Origin of the sequence: Streptomyces sp. NPDC000404 (assembly GCF_040300365.1) — a bacterium.
Classification (GTDB): domain Bacteria; phylum Actinomycetota; class Actinomycetes; order Streptomycetales; family Streptomycetaceae; genus Streptomyces; species Streptomyces ramulosus.
This window is the reverse complement of the sequence record NZ_JBEPDN010000006.1, coordinates 418,063-440,766: the sequence shown is the minus strand read 5'-3', so window position 1 is coordinate 440,766 and position 22,704 is coordinate 418,063. Positions and strand designations below refer to the sequence as shown.

Here is a 22,704-nt window from a genome sequence, read left to right as displayed (position 1 = left end):
CCACGGGATTCTCCCGGCACGGGCCGCGGGGGATCCGCCGGAGCGCGGCGGGGAAGTCAGCTGGAAACGGGAAGCGACCGGCTGCTCTCCAGCACCCGGTAACCGGCGCTGTCGTACAGCTTCATCGCCACCTCGTTCCCGCCCCACACCGTGAACATCAGCGCCGTGTCGCCGGCGGCGCGGGTGGCCTGTTCGCCCACCACCATCGCGCCGTGGCCGTAGCCCTTGCCGCGGTGCTCGGCGTCGACGTTGAGGCTGAAGCCGTAGGTGACGCCGGGCAGATGGCCGTGGTGGAGCCAGGCGGCGCCGACGGGGGCGCCCGCGGCTTCCAGGACGAGAAGGGCGTGGCCGGGGGTGGACAGATCCTGGGGAAGCAGCTCCGCGAAGTCCTTGTCCGACTTGCGGAGGGCCTCCTCCTGGCTCAGCGCCCCGGCGCGGACGATGCCGAACACATAGGCGTCCTTCTCGGCGGCGAGCCAGCCCGGGAACTCGTCCGCCGTCATCGGCCGCGCGGTGATCCGGCTGGCGGTCTGGCCCATGGCCTGACCGGTGGCCCGGTCGGTGGCTTGACCGGTGGCCCGGTCGGTGGCGTGGTCGGACGACGGCGGCGCACCGTCGAAGACCCGCATCCGCACCTCGCCCTCGACCGGGTAGCCGGCGAAGAGTCCGCCGTCCGGCCCGGCGACCCGGACGTTGATCCGCCGGGCGCCGCGCTCGGCACACCAGGCCTCGGCCCAGGCGCGGGCCGCCTGTTCATGGCCCTGACCTGCGTGGGCGGCGTCGACCCAGAGGTCGCCGATGCGGCCGGCGGATATGCCGTGGTCGGCGGTGACACCCACCGCGACGTACCCGATCCGGGCGCCGCCATGGGTGATCTCCGCGACGGTCCACTCCGCGGCCTTCTCCCGCTCGCAGACCTTGCCGACCCGGATCTCCGCCGCTTCCGCCCCGAGCCCGGCGGCGAGGTACACGTCCCGCAGCCGCCGCTCGAAGTCCCGCTGCCAGGCCGCGCGTTCGTTCTGCGTTCCGTCCAGTACAAGGAATTCCGTCATCGGGTCACCGTAGCCACGGCCTGCCCGCGGCGCGCGGGGAATTTTCGGTACGCACACGTATCAACTGGCGCTTTTCGCCCGCTTGTTGAGGGACACGGCATCGATCAGAACTTCTGCTGTGCCGCCCCCGGCGGAAGGAAGCAGGGAGTGCTGACGGAGAGGCGGAGGAGGTCGGGGGTCTTGCGGACGCTGTCGGCGATGAGGGAGAAATGCTCCTTCGTATGCGTGCCGTCGAGGATGACCTGCTGTTCCCCGGGGCGCTCTTCGTAGCCGGAGACGTCCATGTCGCCCTGTGCCTTCAGGACCGCGCGGAGCTTGCGGACGGCCGGTATCTGCTCCTCCCGCCGGACATCGGCGTAGACGGTGTACGTCAGGGTGTACCGGCCGTCGTCGGCCACCTCGTCGCCCGCGCCGACGCAGTCCTCGAAGGAGGTGAACGGGCCGAACCTGTCGCCGATGGTGACGCCCGCGTGGTGGGCCATCGCGGCGACGTACTGCTTCGCCCAGGTCAGCGAGGCATCGCGGCTCTTGCGCGGTAGTGGCTTGTTCAGGTCTGCGGAGGTGTCGGACATGCAGGCTCCGGTGGTGGACAGGAGGGCCGTGACGGCCAGGGCGGACAGGAGGGCACGTATGCGGCGGTCCGCACGCGGGGGCCGCCGCACACCGGCCCCCGCCGAGGACTCACATCTGGATGGGCGCATACATCGCCTTGTCCGGCTTGTCGCCGGCGATGATCCGGCCCTGATTGGCAAGGCTCTTGCTGTTGTCGTCCCAGTAGCCGCTGTGGCCGTGGGTGTCGGTGCTGAAGCGGGTGCCGCCGAAGACCTGGGTGTTGGGGTCGGGGCCGAGGGTGAGGCCCTGGGCTTGGCGGATCGGGTCGTCCCCAGCGACCCCGGAGTAGAAGTGGTCGGCGCCGACGTGCAGGTCGGAGGCGCGGTCGACGGTCATGCCGGGGCTGCCCACGACGGATATGTCGTCGGCTCCCAGCCCCTTGCCGCCGGCGTCCGCGTCGCCGACGACGGTGGCGCCGTAGCTGTGGCCGAGAACCGTCATATGGGCGGGGGTGTCGCCCTCGCGGGAGGCGCGCAGCCCGTGGGTGAAGTCCCGTAGGGCCGGGGCCGCGTCATCGGCGCGGCCGGTGCCCGCGACGGCGAGGTTGGGCGCCTCGGCGACCGGAACCTCGGGGGCGTCGTAGCCGAGCCAGTAGACCATCGAGGTGCTCTCGGACGGCTCGGCCTCCTCGGCGGAGCGCTGGAGCTTTCCGAGCCGGTTGAGCTGACCGCCGGTGGAGTCCATCGTCGTGCCGGTGCCGGGCACCTGGACGCCGACGTTGTCGGCGGTGTCCGGATTGCCCATGGCGATGACGGCCTTACCGTCCTCGAACTCGTCGAAGTCGAGGAGGTAGAGCCGTTTGCTGCCGGTGGCGCCGTCGCGTTTGTCCAGCTCGTCCTTGAGGACCTGGAGGTTGTGGCGATCTTCCGGGATGCCGGGGACGGCCTGGTCGCTTCCCTCGACGAAGTTCAGCTCCTGGTCCAGCCGCAGGCGGTTGGCGTCGTCGCGGACGTCGCTGGGCAGGCCGTTGGTCTTGCCGATCCGCTCCGGGTAGAGGGTGGTGTATTCGCGGCGGGTGTCGTCGTCCAACGCCTTCCACCAGGCGGCGGCATCCTTGGGGTTGTCGGGGATCTGCGGACCCTGGACCCCGATGTCCTTCATGGCCTGCTGGGCGTCGGCGGCGGACTCGGCGGCCATGTGCTTGTTGGAGCGGTCCATGAGGTCGCCGCGCAGTTCCGACAGCGCCTTGTGCCCGTCGGCGCTGGCCTTCCGGGCGTCCTTGACCGCGGTGTCGATCTCGTCCTGGAAGCGCTTCATCCGGTCGAGCTTGCTCTTCGCCTCGTCCGGACTCTCGTCCGCCTCACAGCTGGCCTCGCCCACGGCGCCGGAGTCGTCGACGACGAACCCTTCGGACTCGGCGCTGCGGACCGCGTTGCGCAGGTCGGTCTGGGACTGCTCCATCCAGAAGTGCGTGGTACCGAGGGTCTTGGCGATCGTCATCGCTTCCGTACGGGCGACGTGCAGGCGCATCTCGATGTCTTCGAGGAACGTCAGCGCCGCCTCGGCGTCGTCGCCCTCCCAGTCGGCGTGGAGCGGGCCGGTGACCTTCGTACGGTGCCGGTCGAAGGCCGTCTCCATCTCTTCGGAGACCCGCTGCCACGACTCGGAGGCGGCCTTGAGGTCCCCGAAATCCTGCTTCAGCAGGCGTGCGTAGTCGGACGTCATGGCGTACCGCCGCCTATCCGAAGGGGTTGGTGTCGGTGCCCCGGGGCCGCTCGGCGGGAGCGGGCCGCACCTCGCCGGGGTCGTAGACCGGCATCGCGGGTTTGGCGTGCAGCATGGCGTCCGTGTCGAACGACGGCCTGCCGGGGCCGTCCGGCGGCGCGCCGCCGACCGCTTCGCGCGCGAGGTCAGCCGTACCGGGGCGCGGCAGCCCCACGGAGACCGGCCCACCGCCGGCCGCGTCCCGCGCCGGATCCGACGCACCCGGACTCGGCAGCCCCACGGACACCGTCGCTGCGGGGCCGGCCGACGCCGGGGCGGTCATGATGACGTCCTCCATGTCGCCGTCGAAGTCCTCGAAGTCCTGGTCGACCCACTGTTCGTTCCACTCGTGGTTCTCCGCGGTGTCACGGAGATTGCCGGCGCCCGTCTTCAGGCGCTTCTGCAGCCCGTCCAGGGCGGGCTGCCAGGTCTCGCTGATCATGTGCAACGACGAGGCGACGGACCAGCCGTGAAGGGAGTCACCGGCCGCCGCCGAATCGCTGACGGCCTTGCCACAGGGCTTCTTGAGGTCGTCGGCGATGGCGTCCTGGGCATGCGCCGAGGCGCGCAGCTCTTCCGGCGCGACGGTGAGCTTTCCGGACACGCTCTTCTCTCCCCCCGAACATCACGGACCAGATCACGGACCAGATCCCGAACCGAATGTCACGAACCAACGCCTACGACGCTACCAACCGGTACTGACAACGCAGACCGAATCCGCCCCAACCGGCTGCCACTCGCCGCTCACCCCGACCCCACCCGTGTTTCAGCAGATCGAACGCCGCGTCCAACGCCGTCAACCGGGCGTGCGCGCCGGGAGGCGGCGGCACCGGCCTCCCGCGCCGGCCTCGCCGACCTGTTCTCCCCCGACGGCGCCTCACATTTCCTCGCCCATACGGCGGGCAAGGAAGGAGCGCGGTGGGGGCACGATGGGGGCGCTGCTGCGCTACCGTCCCGTCGGCGGCTGAAGGCATTCCGTGGTGACCGCCAGCCGGACCGTGTGCGGCGGTTTGGCGGAGGCGACGGCTATGTGACTGCGGTGCGGCTCGTCGGCGGCGTCGAGTTGGGCCTCCTGCACCTGCGGCCGTTCCTCGTACGCGGTGACCTCGACGCCGTCTTTCCGTTCCAGCGCCGTCCGCAGCCGTCGCAGTGCGGCGATGTGCAGCCGGTCGGGCAGGTCCCCATACGCGGTGTACGTCAGGGTGAACGGGCCCCCGGCGGGCGCCGGGACGCCGCGCCGGTCGCACGCCTCGTAGGACGCACCCGGGTTGTACCGCCCGCCGATAGCGATACCGGCATCGGCGGCCACCTCCCGGACCTGCTGCTGCGCCGAGGCGAGTGCCCCTTCCCGGCTCCCCAGGGGCGTCCCCTTGTCGGTCACCCAGAACAGCCCGAAGAGCGTGGCCACGACGATCACCGCCGCGCCCGCGATCACCCTGTCGCGCCGCCGCCCGCTGTCGCCCCCGAACCTCAGCACTCGGACACCACACCGCCCTGGCCGCCGTCCGGCTTGCTGTAACTCGACTTGCGCCACTGGAGTGCGCTCAGTTCGAGTCGGCGGACGGACATGAGAATTCCTCCAGAAGACGCGGAATGAACTCGACGGACTCGCGCGGGGAAAGGTCGTGGTCGCGCAGCGATCGTAACGGAACTGCAGTCACTCAACTCCTGCGATATCGGTCACCAGTTGTCCTTCATATCGGTCTCAACCCAGGCCGCCGTGCGCCCCTTCGGGAAGCCGGAGAAGGGCGGTGTCCGTGTTTATCAACTCGCACGGACCGGCGGTGAGCGGCAGCGCCTGAATGGGGATGCTGTCCTGCTTGGCCTTCTCCAGGAGGCGCGGGCGCCGCGGCCCGGCGCGGGGTGCGCCGGGCCGGTGCCGGGTTCAGGCTCCGCGCCCGGCGGGACGGGGGAAGGACACCGCCGGGCGCGGAGGTCGGGGGACCCCATCGGCTCAGAAGGAGAGCGCGGTGTTGGGGTCGGTCTGCCAGTAGGTGACGAAGGCGTTGTCGTCGATCTTCGTACCGTCCGGCAGGGCGAGGTTGACGCTGTGGCCGGCGTCGGGCTCGTTCTCGTCTATGCCCTTGAAGTGGATCTCCAGGTTGCGTGCGTCGCGCAGGTGGGTGTCCTCGCTCGGCTCGCCCGTCAGACCGACACCGGCGTACGCGGACTCACCGGGCTCGACGCTGACGACGGCCTGCGGCTTGGAGTCCTCCAGCTCGCGGGTGGCGGCCTGGTCCTCGTCGAAGCGGAGCGCGGGGGCGTAGTAGGCGTTGCAGCGCTTGCTGCCGGTGTTGGTGATCTTGATGAGCAGGTGGTTGATCGGCCGCGAGGCCTGGGAGACCTCGGCCTTCACGTTCGCGCCGGTGCAGGTCGTCTCCCCCTGGGCGTCGTCCCCGGAGGCGTTCTGCCGGCCGGCGCCGCCCTGGCCGGCGCCGTCGCCGCGCTCGGTGGAGGCGCGCGCCTCTCCCTTACCGCCGCTCTCACCGCCCTTGACGTCGCTGGTGTTCTGCCCCTGCCCCTCCGACGCGGTGGGCACGGACTTGAGCGCGTCGTCCTTGCCGTCCGCGGGGCCGCAGGCGGTCAGGGAGAGGGCCGCGAGGGCGGTGACGGCGAAGAGGGCGGGCTTGCGGACACGGCGAAGAACAGACATGACGAACCTCAGGTACGTGATGGAAGTGGATGACCGCGGTGGAGAACCTCAACGCCGCGGCGTGGTCATCACATTCGCCGTTCCAGCCCGCCAGCTGCAAGGATTCCCGGCTCTTACGGGACGCCGGAACGATTCCAACCCTCCTGACCTGCAGGGTTATCCACAGCCTGGAACGCCTGCCTGGAACGGGTGGAATAGTTGAGGCATGACGAAGGACGATGGGGAGGGCTCCTTCGCGGCCATGCTGCGGGAGTTGAAGGGGCGTTCGGGACAGAGTTACGGCACGCTGGCGAAGCGGCTGCACGTGAGCACGTCGACGCTGCACCGCTACTGCAACGGCGACGCGGTACCCGCCGAGTTCGCGCCCGCGGAACGCCTCGGCCGGTTCTGCGGCGCGAAGCCCGACGAGCTGGTCGAGCTGCACCGGCGATGGATTCTGGCGTCGGCCGCCCGGAGCGGGAAGAAGCGCCCGGCGGGCGGGGAGCGCGAGGAGGCACCGGAGCCGGAGACGGCGGCGGTGCCCACGCCGGGAGCGGCGTCGGCGGCGAGCGGCACGCGGGCGGAGCCGACGCCCGGTCCGGAGCCGGAGCAGACCGCGAAGTCGCCGTCCGAGCCGGTGTCGGGGGGCACCGCGGGACGGCAGCCGGAGTGGGCACGGGACGCGGCGGCGGCCTCGTCGGCCACCGCGATGGAGCCGCCCGCACCGGAGATGATCTACACGCCGCCGGCCGTCCACCCGGACGAAGCCGCGGCCGGGAACGCGGCCCATTCCGTGCCGGTGCCGGCCGACCTGACGCCGGACGAGCGCGCCGCCCGGAACGCGGCCGCTCCTCCTCCGGCGAAACGGGCCCCGCGCCCGGCCGCCCGCGCGGACCGGGAAGCGGCCGGGAACGCCGCATCGGCCGTTCCTCCGAAGGCGTCCCGGCAGCGGCGCCCGCTCCTCATCGCCGCGGCGGTGGCCGTCGTCGCCGCGCTCGCGGCCACCGCCACGTACGGCCTCTCGGGAGACGACGCCGCGAACCGCGTCACCACCGCCCGCGACGGGAAGACGCAGAACGACGACGCCCCGGGCGACGGCACCCCGTCGGCGACCGCGAAGGAGAAGGAGAAGGAGACGGGGAAGAAGGCGGACGGGAAGGAGAAGGACGGGGAGAAGGACGCGTCCGCCTCGCCCGGCAAGGGCGGCCAGGCCCCGTCCGGCGATCCGTCCGCCGGATCGGGCAGTGGCCATTCCGGCGACGGCATCCCGCTGACGGCCAACGTCCGCCCGTACGTCTGGGGCGACGAACTGCCCTGCTTCCAGACCTTTCTGATCAACCGGCCCCCGGAGAACATGCCCGGCACCCCGCAGACGGGGGACACCGTCGGCTGGGCCCGCGGCCTCGGCGGCGTGGACGCGGAACATTCGCGCATCGGCGTGGTGGTCCGCGGCACGGAGAAGGAACCGGTGGTGCTGGAGGCGCTGCGCGTCCAGGTCGTGGGCCGGGGTCCGGCGCTGGGCTGGCAGCACTACAACCCGTCCGGCGGCTGCGGCGGCGGGCTGACCCCGTCCTCGTACTCCATCGCCCTCGACAACACCAGCCCGGTCGTCAAGGCGGTCCCCGGTGAGCAGGCGGGGAAGACGATCCCGGCCAAGCCGTTCCCGCGTACGGTCAGCTCCACCGAGCCGGAGGCGCTGGCCATTCGGGCGGACGCGGTCTCCTGCGACTGCAGCTGGTACCTGGAGCTGGACTGGAGCAGCGGCAAACGCAGCGGCACCCTCCCCATCAACGACGGTGGCCGCCCGTTCCGCACCAGCGGCGCCGCCGCCAAGACGACGTACACGTACGGCGGCGACCCCGCGAAGTGGTGGGGCGACAGCTGACGGACCGTCCCGGCGCGCCCGGGACCGTTGGCCATGGAACGCAGCAACCGTCCCGGACCGTTGGCCATGGAACACCCAGCGCTCCCGGAGCCTTGGCCATGGAACGCCCGCCGGCCCCGCAACGCCCGCCGGCCCCGCAACGTACGAAGCGGCCCCCGCCGAAGCGGGGGCCGCTGATCGTATGCGCAGGTCAGCCCGGCCGGACAGGCCAGAGAGGCCGGACAGGCCGGAGAGGCCCGACCGGAGAAGCCCAACCAGAGAGGCCGACCGGTGAATCAGACCGGTTCGGCGACGGGCGCCGGGGCGGTCTCCTTCTGCTCGGCGGCGGGAGCGGCCGGACCGCCGCGCAGCGGGATCTCCTTGAGGAACCACGCCGCGGCGAACCCGATGACGCTGACCAGCGCGCCCCACAGGAAGACCTGGTGCGTACCGGCGGAGACCGCGTGCAGATACGCGTCCTTCACCATCGGCGGCAGCTGCGCCAGGCCCTTCGGGTCCAGCTGCGCCGCGCCACCGGACGGCAGCTTGCCGCCCGCCGCGCCCAGCCGCGCGCTCATCGTGTCCGTCACCTGCTGGGTGAAGATCGCGCCGAAGACCGCGACACCGAAGGAACCGCCGATCGTCCGGAAGAGCGTGGCGGACGACGAGCCGACGCCCATGTCCTTCATCTCCACGCTGTTCTGCGCGATCAGCATCGTCGTCTGCATCAGGAAGCCCATGCCGGCGCCGAGCACCGCCATGTACAGCCCCGAGGTGAAGCGGATGGTGCCGACGTCCATCAGGGACAGCAGCCCCAGACCGACGGTGATCAGAGCGCCGCCGACGACCACGAAGACCTTGTACTTACCGGTCGTGGTGGTGACCCGGCCCGCGAACAGCGACACCACCATCATCGCCAGCAGCATCGGCAGGAGCAGCAGCCCGGAGTTGGTGGCCGAGGCGCCCTGCACCGTCTGCTGGAACAGCGGCAGGAAGGTCATCGACCCGAACATCACGAAGCCGACGAGGAAACCGATCAGCGTGACCAGCGAGAAGTTGCCGTTGCGGAAGATGTGCAGCGGCAGCACCGGCTCCGCGACCTTCCGCTCCACCAGCACGAACAGCACCAGCGCGACGACCGCGCCCGCGCCCAGCCCGATGATCTGCGGCGACGCCCAGTCGTACTCGGTCCCGCCCCACGTCGTCATCAGCACCAGCGCGGTGATGCCGACGGTGAGCAGCACGGCGCCGACGTAGTCGATGCGCGCCTGCGCCCGCTTCTTCGGCAGGTGCAACACCGCGGTGACCATGGCGAGGGCCACGGCGCCCAGCGGCAGGTTGATGTAGAAGCTCCAGCGCCAGCCGAGGTGGTCGGTGATGGTGCCGCCGACCAGCGGACCGCCGATCATGGCGATGGCCATGACACCGGCCATCATGCCCTGGTACTTGCCGCGCTCCCGCGGCGGAATCAGATCGCCGATGATCGCCATGACGCCGACCATCAGACCGCCGGCGCCCAGCCCCTGCACGGCGCGGAAGCCGATGAGCTGACCCATGTCCTGGGCCGCGCCGGAGAGCGCCGAGCCGATCAGAAAGACCACGATGGACGTCAGGAACACGCCCTTGCGTCCGTACATGTCGCCGAGCTTGCCCCAGATCGGGGTGGACGCGGCGGTGGCGAGCGTATAGGCGGTGACCACCCAGGACAGGTGCTCAAGCCCGCCCAGTTCGCCGACGATCGTGGGCATGGCGGTGCCGACGATCATGTTGTCGAGCATCGCGAGCAGCATCGCGATCATCAGCGCGAAGAGCACCACGCGCACGCTCGCCGACTGCTTGCCCTGCTCCGGCTGGTCCACCTGCGCCGGTTTGTCCTCATTGACCGTTGTCATGTCGCCCCCCGCTGGGGTCGCTCTCCGCGACATCCCCATCGCTCTCACTTACTCCTACTTACTTGCCGACCGGCTAGTTCATACAATGAGGAAAGGTAAGAGGTCACTAGCCGGTCGTCAAGTAAGTTTTTTCCCGACGCGCCGGGCGCAGCGCACCAAGGACGCAGGAGAGCACCATGAGCACAGGTCAGGCGCGTAGGGGCAACACCCGCCGACGCATCCAGGACGCCGCACTGGAACTGTTCTCCGCGCACGGCTACGAGAAGACCTCGCTCCGCGAGATCGCCGAACAACTCGACGTCACCAAGGCGGCGCTCTACTACCACTTCAAGACCAAGGAAGACATCGTCATCGGGCTCTTCGAGGACGCGGCGCAGCCGATCGACGACCTCCTCGCCTGGGGACGGGAGCAGCCGCCCTCCACGGAGACCCGGGTCGAGCTGATCCGCCGCTACGGCGAGGCGCTGCGCCACGCCGAGGCGCTGTTCCGCTTCGTCCACGAGAACCAGGCCACGGTGCGGGATCTCAGCATCGGCGAGATCTTCAAGCAGCGGGTGATGGAGCTGTTCGACATGCTCAAGGACCCGGACGCCGATCTGGTCGAGCAGATGCGGTGCCTGACCGCGGTCCATGCCCTGCACGCGGGTCAGTTCACGATGCAGCACGTCGAAGGCGACCCCGAGGAGAAGCGCAAGGCCATCCTCGAGGTCGCCACGGAACTGGTCACGGCGGCCAACCCGCCGTACCGCCGGCCAGCCCGGCCGGACTCAGCTCAGACGGAATCGCCGTGAGCCCGCAGGAATCCGGTCGGCTCGATGCCCGACCCGTAGTTGGGACCGGTGCGGACCTCGAAGTGCAGGTGGGGACCGGTCGAGTTGCCGGTGGAGCCCGACAGGCCGATCTGCTCACCGGTCTTGACCGTCTGGCCGACGCTCACCTGGATCTGCGAGAGGTGGGCGTACTGGGTGTACATGCCGTTCGGGTGCTTGATCACGATGGCGTTGCCGTACGCGGGACCGTCGCCGCCGCCGTTCGGGCCGGCCTTGACCACGGTGCCGTTGTGCACGGCCTTGACGGCGGTACCGGTCGGCACGACGAAGTCCTGACCGCTGTGGTTGTGCGACCAGTGGCTACCGGCGAGGCCGAAGGTGGAGCCGAGGGTGTAGTTGTCGACCGGCTTGACCCAGGCGTTCGCGGCCTTCTTGGCGTTCTGGACGGCCTTGGTCTGGGCGTCGGCCTGCTTGGCGACGGTGGAGCTCACATTCGAGGTGAGGCTCGTCAGCCCGGAATCCGCGGCGTTCGCGATACCCGCGCCCAGCGCGACGGAGGCGCCGAGGCCGACGGTGACGGCCACCGCACGGGTACGGAGAACGGACTTCTTGGAATTGCGGAGCTTGGCGAACTTCGACATGCGGGTTGCACCTCCGAAAAGGAAGGGAAAGGGATCTGCGTTCCGGCTGCGGACCGGCATCGCCATTCCTTGGTAACCCGCCATTGCCGTGCTGCCAAGGGCCCTTTCTACTAGCCGGGACCGTAAGCACGACGAGGCCCGGATGTCCGCCGGACACCCCGCACACCTCGCGGATCAATCCCCCAAATCACCCCATCTCACCCAGGCGCGAGCGGCAGGCATACTGTGCTTGAACTGGACATATGGACTTACGTCACCCAGTCGCCGGAGCCTGCGCCCCACCCCCGGACGACACGCCCCGAACCCCTCCTCGGCCCCCTCTCCCCACCCCCGCGAAACTCCCCCTAATTCCCCTAGTAGGCCCGAATTTCGCTGTGCGGCACGTCACCGGGAAGCGGCTTCTCAACGCTTTCGGCGGGACTTTTGACGCCCGCTTCGGGACCATCGACCTGCTGTGACCGGGGTTACACACGGGCCGCCATCGCCCCCTTCTCTACATCATTTACGGGGTTTTATGTGACCGCGGTTACTCGGAATGGAGTGAATGTGACCGGGGTTATGTGACGGCGGTTACCTTTTCTCTCCGGGCCGCCGGGAAGGAGCGCTGGAAGGCTGCCGGGAGCTGCCGGCGGGCTTGCGCGATGCCCGCCGCACGACGCCGCCGGGTCGCCCCCGGCTCCGCCCCCGCGGAACCGTCCGAAACGGCTTCCCGGCACCCCGTACGCCCCTAGCGTTGATCGCACCCCTGGCCGTATCCGTGGCTGTATCCGCAGCCGGATCCGCGCCCGGGACGGCGGGGCCGGGCGCCCCGCCGCACACGACGGGCCGGGCCCACAGGGCCGCGGCACCACGAGCAACAGGAAGAACAAGGGAACTCGGGGGCCACCACTCATGGATCCATCCGCCGCGGGCGTCCGGCTCGCCTCATCCGTGGTCGGGCCGCTGGTCCGGAAGCTCTTCGTCCGGGAGGGGCCGGGCGCCGGTCTGACCGACGCCCCGGTCCGGCTCTCCGCACTGGTCTCGTTCCGCGGCGAGAAACGCACCCTCACCGCGAAGGACCTGCACAGACTCGCCGCCGAGCTGGTCCGCCGGGCGGTCGACGCCGCGGGCCCGAGCGAGCGTCCCGTCCCCGCCGACGAGGAGACCGCCGTCGCCGACGCGCTGGCCGCCTCCCTGGGCGCCCTCGGGGACCTCGACATGGACGACGTCCAGGCCGTCCACCTCGGCGCCACCGCCCTCGCCGCCCGCCTCACCGCCGCCGCGCCGGGCGCCACCCGCGGCCTCAGCCGAGACGCCGAGGAGCTGCACCGCACCCTCCTCGCCACGTCCTGCCTGCACATCATCCACTTCTTCAGCCGGCGGTCGACGTTCACGGACCGCACCCTCGTCGAGCAGAGCCGCCGCCTGGACACCCTGATCGGCCGCGTCGACACCCTCATCGCCCGCCGGCCGTCCGTCCACGCCGCCGACGCCGCCTTCGAACGCGACTACCTCGGCTACATCGCCCGCAAGCACAGCCGCCTGACCATCTACGGCATCGACCTCACCAACTCCCCCGACCGCTGGCCGCTCGACGCCGCCTATCTGAGCCTGCGCGCGGCCCCGCGCCACCACTCGGACCCCGGCGGCCTCACCGGCCCCGACGGCCTCGGCGCGGAGCCCGCCCCGCCGCCCCTCGAACCGGCCGACCGCGCCCTCGCCCACCTCGACCGCGTTCTGCTGCGCGGCGTCGCCGGCTCCGGCAAGAGCACCCTCGTCCAGTGGCTCGCCGTCGGCTGCACCCGCGAACCCGCCGACACCCCGCTCCCCCACCTCTACGGCCGCATCCCCTTCGTCCTGCCGCTGCGCACCCTGCACCGCGCGGCCACGCTGCCGACCGTCGACCGCTTCCTCTCCGCCGTCGGCTGCCCGGTCGCCGGGGACCAGCCCCAGGGGTGGGCCGGGCGCGTCCTGGCCGCCGGCCGCGGCCTGCTCCTCATCGACGGGCTGGACGAGATCCCCGAGGCCGACCGGCGGCGCACCCTCGACTGGCTACGCGACCTCCTCGACGCCTTCCCCGACGCCGCCAACCTGTGGCTGGTCACCACCCGCCCGTCCGCCGTCCGCGAGGACTGGCTCGCCGCCGAGGGCTTCACGGAACAGACCCTCGCCCCGATGGGCCGCGAGGAGGTGGCGGCCTTCATCGCCCGCTGGCACGCCGCCGCCCGCCCGGACGCCCCCGACCCGGACCTCCTCGACGCGTACGAAACGTCCCTGCTCAGCGCCGTCCGCACCAAGCAGGACCTCGCCCGGCTCGCCACCAACCCGCTCATGTGCGGCCTGCTCTGCGCCCTCCACCGCGACCGCCGCGGCTACCTCCCCACCGGCCGCAAGGAGCTGTACGACGCCGCGCTCACGATGCTGCTCGCCCGCCGCGACCGGGAACGCGACATGCGCGGCCCGGACGGCATCGAGCTGAGCGACGAACCGCAGATCCAGCTCCTGCAACGCCTCGCCTACTGGCTGATCCGCAACGGCCGCACCGAACTCGACCGCCCCCACGCCGAACGCCTCATCGCCCAGGCCCTGCCCTCGGTCCCCGTCGCCGCCGCCCAGGGCGACGCCCCGCAGATCTTCCGCCACCTCCTCATCCGCAGCGGCCTCCTCCGCGAACCCACCCCCGGCTCCGTCGACTTCATCCACCGCACCTTCCAGGACTACCTGGGCGCGAAGGCAGCGATCGAGGAGGGCGATCTGGGCTTACTCGTACAGCATTCCGCCGACTCCCAGTGGGAGGACGTGATCCGGATGGCCGTCGCCCATGCCCGGCCTCGGGAGCGGGCGGAGTTCCTTACGGAGTTGGTGGCTTACGGGGATGAGATCGAGGAGGAGCCGATCCGGCTACGGGTGCATCTGCTGGCGCTGGCTTGCCTGGAGCATGCGACGGAGTTGGCGCCTGGGGTGCGGGAGGTTGTGGAGCGGCGGGCGGCTGTGATCCTGCCTCCGCGGTCCGCCTACGAGTCCCGTCTGCTGTCCGAGGTGGGGCCGTTCGTTGCGGAACTGCTGCCGGGGCCCGAGGACGGCCTGACGGACGACGAGGCTCGGGAGGTGGTGGCCACAGCCGCCCAGATCGGGACGGACGGCGCGCTGGAAGTCATGAAGCGGTACCGGGACCATCCGGCGCCCACCGTCCGGCAGCGGCTCGCTCATCACTGGTCTTCCTTCGACACCGGCCGGTACGCCGAAGAGATCATTCGGCACCTCGACCCAGAGGTCCCTCACCGGGTCGATTCCACCGCCGAACTCAACGTTCTCAAGGCGCTCGGCGGTCGCACCCGCATGTGGATCAACGGCGCTTTCCCCGCAGCCGAACTCGCCGATGCCCTGGACGTGGAGCGGCTCGAAGGGCTGACTCTCATCGGCAACCCCTCACTCGGCGATCTCGGTTTCCTCCGGAGGGCCCGGCAACTGCGTTCGCTGACACTGTCCGGCTGTCCTGACATCACCGATCTTTCCCCGCTGGCCGGACTCCCCGCCTTCCGCTCGCTCTTCTTCCACGAGACCGGCTCCTCCAGGTTCCCCCACGGCCTCTCCGCGCTCCACCGCCTCGAAGATTTGATCTTCCACCTGCCGCTGCCACCGGAGGGCTTGGACGCCTTCTCGACGGCCGCCCCGCTGACACACCTGACGCTCGGCGCGCCGCTCGGTACCGCATTCAGCCGGGCAACGGCCTGGCCGCTCCTGAGCAGAATCCAGCTCCGCCGCCTCTCTTCCAAGTTCGGCGAGGAACAATGGGAGATCCTGACCCGCCTCCCGGAACTGACGGATTTCACCTTCGGAGTGCACGACAACGCCCCGCTCCGCCTCCCCGCCGGGCTGCAGCTCCCCCAAGTGACGACACTCAGCCTCGTCAACGACGAACGGGATCCCGAAGCAGCCCTCACCGCCCGGCTGCGCACTGCCCTCCCCCACTTCCCCGGCGTCCGGACCCTGAAGGTGTTCGGCATGAGGACCAGCCATGGGCTCTTCGAAATCCCGGATCTCACCTCGCTCCCCCACCTGGAAGAACTCTTCCTCTCCTACCTCCGCCCCACCCCAGGCACCGTCCTCCCGCCCGGCGTAAAACTCACCATCTACCCGGAGCCACGCACCTGAAGGCACCCGCCCAAAAACAACACCGCCCCGAACCGAAACCGGTCCGGGGCGGTGTCGTACGTACCGCTACTGCGCTCCGCGCAGGCCGTAACGCTTACGCGTCCTTGCTCAGGTTCGTCGGACCCGACCCACCGGTCGCCGACTCGATCGGCGGCGCGTCCGGCAGGGCCGACTTCTCCTCGCCGCGGAAGGTGAACTTGGCGGCGTCGCCCTCGCCCTCCACGTCGACGACCACGATGTGACCGGGGCGCAGCTCGTTGAAGAGGATCTTCTCGGAGAGGGTGTCCTCGATCTCGCGCTGGATCGTGCGACGCAGCGGACGGGCGCCGAGCACCGGGTCGTACCCGCGCTTGGCGAGCAGCGACTTGGCCTCGGAGCTCAGCTCGATGCCCATGTCGCGGTCCTTCAGCCGCTCGTCCACCTTGGCGATCATGAGGTCGACGATCTGGATGATGTCTTCCTCGGTGAGCTGGTGGAAGACGACGGTGTCGTCGACACGGTTGAGGAACTCGGGGCGGAAGTGCTGCTTCAGCTCCTCGTTGACCTTGTTCTTCATCCGCTCGTAGCCGGTCTTGACGTCGCCCTGGGCGGCGAAGCCCAGGTTGAAGCCCTTGGAGATGTCCCGGGTGCCGAGGTTCGTCGTCATGATGATGACGGTGTTCTTGAAGTCCACGACCCGGCCCTGGGAGTCGGTCAGGCGACCGTCCTCCAGGATCTGCAGCAGCGAGTTGAAGATGTCCGGGTGGGCCTTCTCGACCTCGTCGAAGAGCACGACGGAGAACGGCTTGCGGCGCACCTTCTCGGTGAGCTGGCCGCCCTCTTCGTAGCCGACGTAGCCGGGAGGCGAACCGAAGAGACGCGAGACGGTGTGCTTCTCGCTGAACTCCGACATGTCGAGGGAGATCAGCGCGTCCTCGTCGCCGAAGAGGAACTCGGCGAGCGTCTTGGACAGCTCCGTCTTACCGACACCGGACGGGCCGGCGAAGATGAACGATCCGCCGGGACGCTTCGGGTCCTTCAGGCCGGCACGGGTACGGCGGATGGCCTGCGAGAGCGCCTTGATGGCGTCCTTCTGGCCGATGACGCGCTTGTGCAGCTCGTCTTCCATCCGCAGCAGCCGGGAGGACTCCTCCTCGGTGAGCTTGAAGACCGGGATGCCGGTGGCCGTCGCCAGAACCTCGGCGATCAGCTCCTCGTCCACCTCGGCGACGACGTCCATGTCGCCGGCCTTCCACTCCTTCTCCCGCTTCGTCTTCGCGGCCAGGAGCTGCTTCTCCTTGTCGCGGAGACCGGCGGCCATCTCGAAGTCCTGCGAGTCGATCGCGGACTCCTTCTCGCGGCGCACGTCGGCGATCTTCTCGTCGAACTCGCGGAGGTCCGGCGGCGCGGTCATCCGGCGGATGCGCATCCGGGAGCCGGCCTCGTCGATGAGGTCGATGGCCTTGTCCGGCAGGAAGCGGTCCGAGATGTAGCGGTCGGCGAGGGTGGCCGCGGCGACCAGCGCGGAGTCCGTGATGGACACCCGGTGGTGCGCCTCGTAGCGGTCCCGCAGGCCCTTGAGGATCTCGATGGTGTGCGGCAGCGACGGCTCCGCGACCTGGATGGGCTGGAAGCGGCGCTCCAGGGCCGCGTCCTTCTCCAGGTGCTTGCGGTACTCGTCGAGCGTGGTGGCACCGATGGTCTGCAGCTCACCGCGGGCCAGCATCGGCTTGAGGATGGAGGCGGCGTCGATCGCGCCCTCGGCGGCGCCCGCACCGACCAGCGTGTGCAGCTCGTCGATGAACAGGATGATGTCGCCGCGGGTGCGGATCTCCTTGAGGACCTTCTTCAGGCGCTCCTCGAAGTCACCGCGGTAGCGGGAGCCGGCGACCAGCGCGCCGAGGTCGAGGGTGTAGAGGTGCTTGTCCTTGAGGGTCTCGGGCACCTCACCCTTGACGATGGCCTGCGCCAGGCCTTCGACGACGGCGGTCTTGCCGACGCCGGGCTCGCCGATGAGGACCGGGTTGTTCTTGGTGCGGCGGGACAGCACCTGCATGACCCGCTCGATTTCCTTCTCGCGCCCGATGACCGGGTCGAGCTTGGTCTCCCGGGCGGCCTGCGTGAGATTGCGGCCGAACTGGTCCAGGACGAGGGAGGTCGAGGGCGTGCCCTCGGCGGGGCCGCCCGCGGTGGCGGCTTCCTTGCCCTGGTAGCCGGAGAGCAGCTGGATGACCTGCTGCCGCACCCGGTTGAGATCGGCGCCCAGCTTCACGAGGACCTGGGCGGCGACGCCCTCGCCCTCGCGGATCAGGCCGAGCAGGATGTGCTCGGTGCCGATGTAGTTGTGGCCGAGCTGAAGGGCCTCGCGGAGCGAGAGCTCCAGGACCTTCTTGGCACGGGGAGTGAAGGGAATGTGGCCGGACGGAGCCTGCTGGCCCTGCCCGATGATCTCCTCCACCTGCTGGCGGACCGCCTCGAGCGAAATCCCGAGGCTCTCCAGGGCCTTAGCGGCGACACCCTCACCCTCGTGGATCAGGCCCAGGAGAATGTGCTCGGTGCCGATGTAGTTGTGGTTGAGCATCCGGGCTTCTTCCTGAGCCAGGACGACAACCCGCCGCGCGCGGTCGGTGAACCTCTCGAACATCGTAAATCGCTCCTCAGAGCGGTCGGGCAGTGAAGGGGGCGGTCCCCTCCCTGTCCTTCCGCATGCTAGTCCCGCAGGGCGGGACAGCTCATTCCAACTGCCGACACCCGTACGCAGCTCACCCCACTCTCGTAGGGACGTCACCTGCCCCGAACAGCCGACAACTGCTCCAACCCGATGGTGCGAGACGATGTTCCCGCAGGCCAGGCATATACGCCCACCACCACTACGCCCGTGGCGAACGCGGCCCGTTCCGGCGCGCCGTCCGGGAAACCGGCCGAGATGCCGATATCCGGGCGCCGAACGCCGTCACACCGTCTTTTCCCATGATGAATGTCTTACCCGCCGCCACTGACACTCCATGCGACACGGGCCCCTTCCATCCGCTACGGGCGAACAGCGCCGGACCGTTCCGGACCGCTGCCCGCCACCCGGACGGACACGGAGCGTTCTGCCGCCCCGACCCAACGTAACCTTCGGGGTTTCCGGCAGTTGCACCGGGCATGGTCAGCGCGCTCCCGCGTCCCCGTGTGCCCCTTGCCGCCGTACGCCGCTGGTACGAGCGGGAACTCCGCTGGCCGACGGCCGGCGGGGAGCCGGTGGAGCTGCTGACGGGGGTGCGGTTCGACGTGCTGGAGATGCCTGCGGAGGCGGGCTGGGCGGTGCTGCGGCGGCTGCCGGGCACCGGGCCGGCCGCACTCCTGGGCGGTCGCCTCTGTGCGCCGTCCGGCCCCGGGGCGGCGGGTTGCCGTGCCGGAAGTGTTCCGTCCGGGGCCGACGGGATTTCCCGCGTCGATCGGCCGAAAATACTCATGCTCGTGGCGGCGGGCGGCGCCGAGGAACTGCCCGGAATCCTGGAATGGCTGGAGTGGGACACACTCGTGCCCGATCTCACGGCACGGGGCGCCGGAGAGCGGATGCCCGCTCCGTCATTCCCCACTTCCGGACCGTCATCATGCGCAATCGGCTCACGGGAGGCCGCGGTATGGGTGCGGCCTCCCGAACCGGGATACGAGGCCGAGAATTCCCTGCCCGTCACGGGGATCGGGGCAGGTTTCGGGGAGCGCGGTTGCGTCCCCGACCTCGTACGGCTCGTGAGCGCGGCGGCGACGGAATGCCACCGGGCCCGGTTGCTGCGTGCTCGTAATGACCAAACGGATCGCGCCGGAGGCGATCAGCCGTTGGCCTTCTCGTATGCCTCGCGAATGTCGGCGGGGACACGGCCGCGGTCATTGACGTTGTAGCCGTTCTCCTTGGCCCAAGCGCGCACCTTCGCGGTGTCCTGGCTGCCGCCCGAAGCCGCACGCGCCTTGCCGCGACCGGAAGCGGAACGGCCACCGGTACGACGGCCGGCCTTCACGAAGTCGGCAAGAGACTCACGCAGCTTGTCCGCGTTGGCGGTGGTGAGGTCGATCTCGTAGGACTTGCCGTCGAGAGAGAACGTCACGGTCTCGTCGGCCTCGCCACCGTCGAGGTCGTCGACAAGAAGAACCTGAACCTTCTGTGCCACCGGGTTTCCCTTTCATCGAATGCGGATTACGACGGAAAGCAAACCGCTTTTCCCGGAAAAACACAAACCCCCGGGTAGGGTTCACTTGCCCGCGCACCGGGGAACGCGTCGTGTCCTGGCCATGGGATAGGGGCGCGATTCGGACATAGAACGCCGGTCAGAGGTGCAGAAGCATGCGGCTGTTGCCCAGGGTGTTGGGCTTCACTCGTTCGAGACCGAGGAACTCCGCCACTCCCTCGTCATAGGAACGCAGCAGCTCGCTGTAGACATCACCGTCCACGGGGGTCTCACCGATCTCGACGAAGCCGTGCTTGGCGAAGAAGTCGACTTCGAAGGTGAGACAGAAAATGCGCCGCACGCCGAGCCAGCTCGCGGTCCGCAGCAGCTTGTCCAGGACCTGGTGGCCGACGCCGGTGCCCTTGAGCTGCGGGTCCACGGCGAGGGTGCGGACCTCGGCGAGGTCTTCCCACATCACGTGGAGCGCACCGCAGCCGACGACCTCGCCGTCCTCGTCGCGCTCGGCGACCCAGAACTCCTGGATGTCCTCGTAAAGCGTGACGGTGGCTTTGTCGAGCAGGATGCCGTCACGGGAGTACGAGTCGATGAGGTGGCGTACGGCGGGCACATCGGCGGTCCTGGCGCGGCGGATCGTGAGCCCTTTTGAATGCGGAGGCATGCGGCGACGCTATCGCTCCGCGGCGCTCGCGTCCGCTCCGGGTTCTTCGCCTTCCGCCGGGGTGGTGCGGCGGGGCTCTTCCGTGACTTCTTCCGACGCCGCGGCGGGCGCCCGGGCGGTCTTCCGGCGAGGGGCTTCCGGCGGGGTGTCCGGCGCTTCCGCGGCGGGCCCGGCGCCGGATGTCTGTTCGGGGGCGACGGGGGCTTCCGTGGTGTCGGCGAGTTCCGCGGGCGGGGCCGATGCATCGATCTGAACCATACGTACGGCATCGCGCAGAGCGGTGCGTTGTTCGGGCGACATCATGCCGAAGAACGTGACAAGAGCGGCCGCCGGGTTGTCACTCGCGGACCAGGCTTCGTGCATCAGTGCGGCCGAGTATGCGGCGCGGGTGGAGACCGCCTCATATCGATAGGCGCGGCCTTCCGCTTCGCGCCGGACCCAGCCCTTCTGGTGAAGGTTGTCCAATACCGTCATGACGGTCGTGTACGCGATCGACCGTTCCTTCTGCAGGTCTTCCAGAACTTCCCGGACGGTGACCGGGCGGTTCCACTCCCAGACCCGCGTCATGACGGCGTCTTCCAGATCACCCAATGGTCTCGGCACACTTGAAGAATAGTGGGAGATGTCGCGATTGCCGGTTCATCGGGTGCGTTTGCACGGGAAAAACGAGGTACGGCCCGGGAGGGAATCCCGGGCCGTACGAAGTGCGGATGGCGGTGTCGCCGGATTGTGCGGAAGGTCAGGCGCCGCGGGTGGTGGGCTCCTGGCCGGAGGCGGCGGATTCGGCGAACGCGGCATCCACCGCGGCGTCTTCCTTGGCCTTGTTCGCACCGCCCTGACTCTTGACCATGACCACAATCAGCGCGGTGAACGCCACGGCCATGAGAGCGGGCGGGAAGAGCGCGGCGACGTAATCCATGGCGGGGGCCTCCTCGGGGCGTGAGGATTCCAGGGTACGCAGCGCTCAGGCCGTACGGGCCGCGGGGGGCTGCGCGGGGCGACGGCGGCGCGGGAAGACCTCTCCCGGCGTGGGCACCGGGCGCTCGGGCCGCGGCTCCTTGGGCGCGGGCCGCGGGGCGGGCTTGGCCGCGGGGTCGGGTGCGGGGCGGCGGGGCGCGGGGCGGGGCTCCCCGGCGCTGCGGGCGCCCGGCAGGGTCAGCCGGCGGGCGTCCACCGGGCGGGCGGGGGCGGCGCGCCCGGTGGCGGCCTCGCAGCGGCGCAGCAGTCCGGTGCGGCGGGCACCCTCGGCGGCCCGGGGGGCGAGGGCGCGCAGGGCGGCGAGGTCGTCGGCTCCGGGGGCGCAGCCGGCGGCGAGCGCCTCGTCGAGGCGGGCGAGGTAGCCGGGGGCAGCGCCGGGGAGGGCGGCGCGGTAGCGGGCGAGGTCGGCGAGGAGGAAGGCGCGCAGCCGGGCGCCCTCGCGCGCCGCCTCGTCGACGGCCTCGGCCAGCCGGAGGTACTCCTGCGGCTCCACCGGGCGGTCGGGTCCGGCGGGGCCGGGCGGGGCGGCGGACGTCGACCGGCGGGCATGGGCGAGGGCGCGGCGGAGCACGCGCAGTTCGTCGGCGCTGAACACCATGCCGCCGCGGGTTCCGTATGGCATAGGCATGCAGCGGACTTTACGTGCAACTAGGACAAAAGCCGCTTAATGCGATTTAGGTGGCGTGGGGTGTGGCCCCGGGATGCGCGGAACGGGGCACGGCCCCGGGGAGGCGCCTCGGTGGGCGCGTCCCCGGGGCCGTGCGGGCCGTTCGGGCGGGGTCCGGGCGCGGGGGCCGCGCCCGCTCCCGGGCGGGTCAGGAGCGGGCGACGTTGCGTTCGTGGACGAGGCGGAGGCCGATCAGGGTGAGCCACGGTTCGTGCTCGTCGATCTCGGTGGCCTCGCCCAGGACCATCGGGGCGAGGCCGCCGGTGGCGATGACGGTCACGTCGTCCGGGTCGTCGGCGAGTTCGCGGGCCATCCGGCGGACGACGCCGTCGACCTGGCCGGCGAAGCCGTAGAGGATGCCGGACTGCATCGCCTCGACGGTGTTCTTGCCGATGACGCTGCGCGGCCGGGCCAGTTCGATCTTGCGGAGCTGGGCGCCCCGGACGCCGAGGGCGTCGACGGAGATCTCGATACCGGGCGCGATGACGCCGCCGACGTACTCGCCGCGGGCGCTGACCGCGTCGAAGGTGGTGGCGGTGCCGAAGTCGACGACGACGGCGGGGCCGCCGTACAGCTCGACGGCGGCCAGCGAGTTGATGATCCGGTCGGCGCCGACCTCCTTGGGGTTGTCCATGAGGATCGGCACACCGGTCTTGACGCCGGGCTCCACCAGGACGGCCGGGACATCGCCGTAGTAGCGGCGGGTGACCTCGCGCAGTTCGTGCAGGACGGAGGGGACGGTGGAGCAGATGGCGATGCCGTCGATGCCGTCGCCGAGGTCGTCGCCCAGGAGCGGGTGCATGCCCATCAGGCCGTGCAGCAGGACGGCGAGTTCGTCGGCGGTGCGGCGGGCATCGGTGGAGATCCGCCAGTGCTCGACGATGTCCTCGCCGTCGAAGAGCCCGAGGACGGTGTGGGTGTTGCCCACGTCAATGGTCAGCAGCATGGC

At 70.2% G+C, this 22,704-nt stretch carries 19 protein-coding genes; 4 read left to right on the top strand and 15 right to left on the bottom strand.

What is annotated here, in order from left to right; all coding sequences use genetic code 11:
- Positions 1-56 precede the first annotated feature (56 nt).
- The 6 genes from ABT345_RS14455 to ABT345_RS14430 all read right to left on the bottom strand — a co-directional run bounded on the left by ABT345_RS14455 (position 57) and on the right by ABT345_RS14430 (position 6,021).
- Complete coding sequence (locus ABT345_RS14455) at positions 57-1,052, bottom strand: GNAT family N-acetyltransferase (protein ID WP_345077353.1); 996 nt, start codon at positions 1,050-1,052, stop codon at positions 57-59.
- A 104-nt stretch (positions 1,053-1,156) separates the two neighbouring features.
- Positions 1,157-1,624, bottom strand: coding sequence for a hypothetical protein (locus ABT345_RS14450; protein ID WP_345077356.1), 468 nt, complete (start codon positions 1,622-1,624; stop codon positions 1,157-1,159).
- 109 nt (positions 1,625-1,733) lie between these two features.
- Entirely contained in the window at positions 1,734-3,329 is a 1,596-nt protein-coding gene (locus ABT345_RS14445; protein WP_345077359.1) for an alpha/beta hydrolase, read from the bottom strand.
- Between the two features lie 13 nt (positions 3,330-3,342).
- On the bottom strand, positions 3,343-3,972 hold the full coding sequence (locus ABT345_RS14440) for a type VII secretion target (RefSeq protein ID WP_345077362.1): 630 nt from the start codon (positions 3,970-3,972) through the stop codon (positions 3,343-3,345).
- A gap of 342 nt (positions 3,973-4,314) precedes the next feature.
- The gene (locus ABT345_RS14435) at positions 4,315-4,845 is read right to left on the bottom strand and encodes a hypothetical protein (protein ID WP_345077365.1); all 531 of its coding nucleotides are present in this window, start codon (positions 4,843-4,845) and stop codon (positions 4,315-4,317) included.
- Positions 4,846-5,322: 477 nt separating this feature from the next.
- Entirely contained in the window at positions 5,323-6,021 is a 699-nt protein-coding gene (locus ABT345_RS14430; RefSeq protein WP_345077368.1) for a DUF4232 domain-containing protein, read from the bottom strand.
- A gap of 205 nt (positions 6,022-6,226) precedes the next feature.
- Here ABT345_RS14430 and ABT345_RS14425 point away from each other — a divergent pair, with 205 nt between their 5' ends.
- Positions 6,227-7,885 (top strand): helix-turn-helix domain-containing protein, encoded by a 1,659-nt coding sequence (locus ABT345_RS14425; RefSeq protein ID WP_345077371.1) that lies wholly within the window; start codon positions 6,227-6,229, stop codon positions 7,883-7,885.
- A gap of 275 nt (positions 7,886-8,160) precedes the next feature.
- On the opposite strand, the gene ABT345_RS14420 is transcribed toward ABT345_RS14425, so the two are convergent.
- Positions 8,161-9,756 (bottom strand): MDR family MFS transporter, encoded by a 1,596-nt coding sequence (locus ABT345_RS14420; protein WP_345077374.1) that lies wholly within the window; start codon positions 9,754-9,756, stop codon positions 8,161-8,163.
- Between the two features lie 176 nt (positions 9,757-9,932).
- Here ABT345_RS14420 and ABT345_RS14415 point away from each other — a divergent pair, with 176 nt between their 5' ends.
- Positions 9,933-10,547, top strand: coding sequence for a TetR/AcrR family transcriptional regulator (locus ABT345_RS14415; RefSeq protein WP_345077377.1), 615 nt, complete (start codon positions 9,933-9,935; stop codon positions 10,545-10,547).
- Here the strand turns inward: ABT345_RS14415 and ABT345_RS14410 are convergent.
- A complete protein-coding gene (locus ABT345_RS14410) occupies positions 10,529-11,167 on the bottom strand; it encodes a M23 family metallopeptidase (protein ID WP_345077380.1) in 639 nt (212 codons plus the stop codon). The two genes, ABT345_RS14415 and ABT345_RS14410, sit on opposite strands and share 19 nt — an antisense overlap.
- 891 nt (positions 11,168-12,058) lie before the next feature.
- Between ABT345_RS14410 and ABT345_RS14405 the strand changes: the two genes are divergently transcribed.
- Positions 12,059-15,301 (top strand): NACHT domain-containing protein, encoded by a 3,243-nt coding sequence (locus ABT345_RS14405; protein ID WP_345077383.1) that lies wholly within the window; start codon positions 12,059-12,061, stop codon positions 15,299-15,301.
- Between the two features lie 94 nt (positions 15,302-15,395).
- Here the strand turns inward: ABT345_RS14405 and ABT345_RS14400 are convergent, their stop codons facing one another.
- Positions 15,396-17,924 (bottom strand): ATP-dependent Clp protease ATP-binding subunit, encoded by a 2,529-nt coding sequence (locus tag ABT345_RS14400; protein ID WP_345077386.1) that lies wholly within the window; start codon positions 17,922-17,924, stop codon positions 15,396-15,398.
- Positions 17,925-18,427: 503 nt separating this feature from the next.
- Between ABT345_RS14400 and ABT345_RS14395 the strand changes: the two genes are divergently transcribed.
- Positions 18,428-19,168: an SCO3374 family protein gene (locus tag ABT345_RS14395; RefSeq protein ID WP_345077389.1), complete on the top strand. Its 741-nt coding sequence runs from the start codon at positions 18,428-18,430 to the stop codon at positions 19,166-19,168.
- Here the strand turns inward: ABT345_RS14395 and ABT345_RS14390 are convergent.
- The 6 genes from ABT345_RS14390 to ABT345_RS14365 form a co-directional block, all read right to left on the bottom strand.
- Positions 19,099-19,434, bottom strand: a complete 336-nt coding sequence (locus tag ABT345_RS14390; RefSeq protein ID WP_030289381.1) for a histone-like nucleoid-structuring protein Lsr2 — start codon at positions 19,432-19,434, stop codon at positions 19,099-19,101. The two genes, ABT345_RS14395 and ABT345_RS14390, sit on opposite strands and share 70 nt — an antisense overlap.
- Positions 19,435-19,591: 157 nt before the next feature.
- The gene (locus tag ABT345_RS14385; RefSeq protein ID WP_345077393.1) at positions 19,592-20,110 is read right to left on the bottom strand and encodes an amino-acid N-acetyltransferase; all 519 of its coding nucleotides are present in this window, start codon (positions 20,108-20,110) and stop codon (positions 19,592-19,594) included.
- A gap of 9 nt (positions 20,111-20,119) precedes the next feature.
- The gene (locus ABT345_RS14380) at positions 20,120-20,677 is read right to left on the bottom strand and encodes a BlaI/MecI/CopY family transcriptional regulator (RefSeq protein WP_345078530.1); all 558 of its coding nucleotides are present in this window, start codon (positions 20,675-20,677) and stop codon (positions 20,120-20,122) included.
- 172 nt (positions 20,678-20,849) lie between these two features.
- Positions 20,850-21,029 (bottom strand): hypothetical protein, encoded by a 180-nt coding sequence (locus ABT345_RS14375; RefSeq protein ID WP_345077397.1) that lies wholly within the window; start codon positions 21,027-21,029, stop codon positions 20,850-20,852.
- 45 nt (positions 21,030-21,074) lie between these two features.
- The gene (locus ABT345_RS14370) at positions 21,075-21,716 is read right to left on the bottom strand and encodes a hypothetical protein (protein ID WP_345077400.1); all 642 of its coding nucleotides are present in this window, start codon (positions 21,714-21,716) and stop codon (positions 21,075-21,077) included.
- A gap of 187 nt (positions 21,717-21,903) precedes the next feature.
- The gene (locus ABT345_RS14365; RefSeq protein WP_030289391.1) at positions 21,904-22,701 is read right to left on the bottom strand and encodes a type III pantothenate kinase; all 798 of its coding nucleotides are present in this window, start codon (positions 22,699-22,701) and stop codon (positions 21,904-21,906) included.
- Positions 22,702-22,704: the final 3 nt, after the last annotated feature.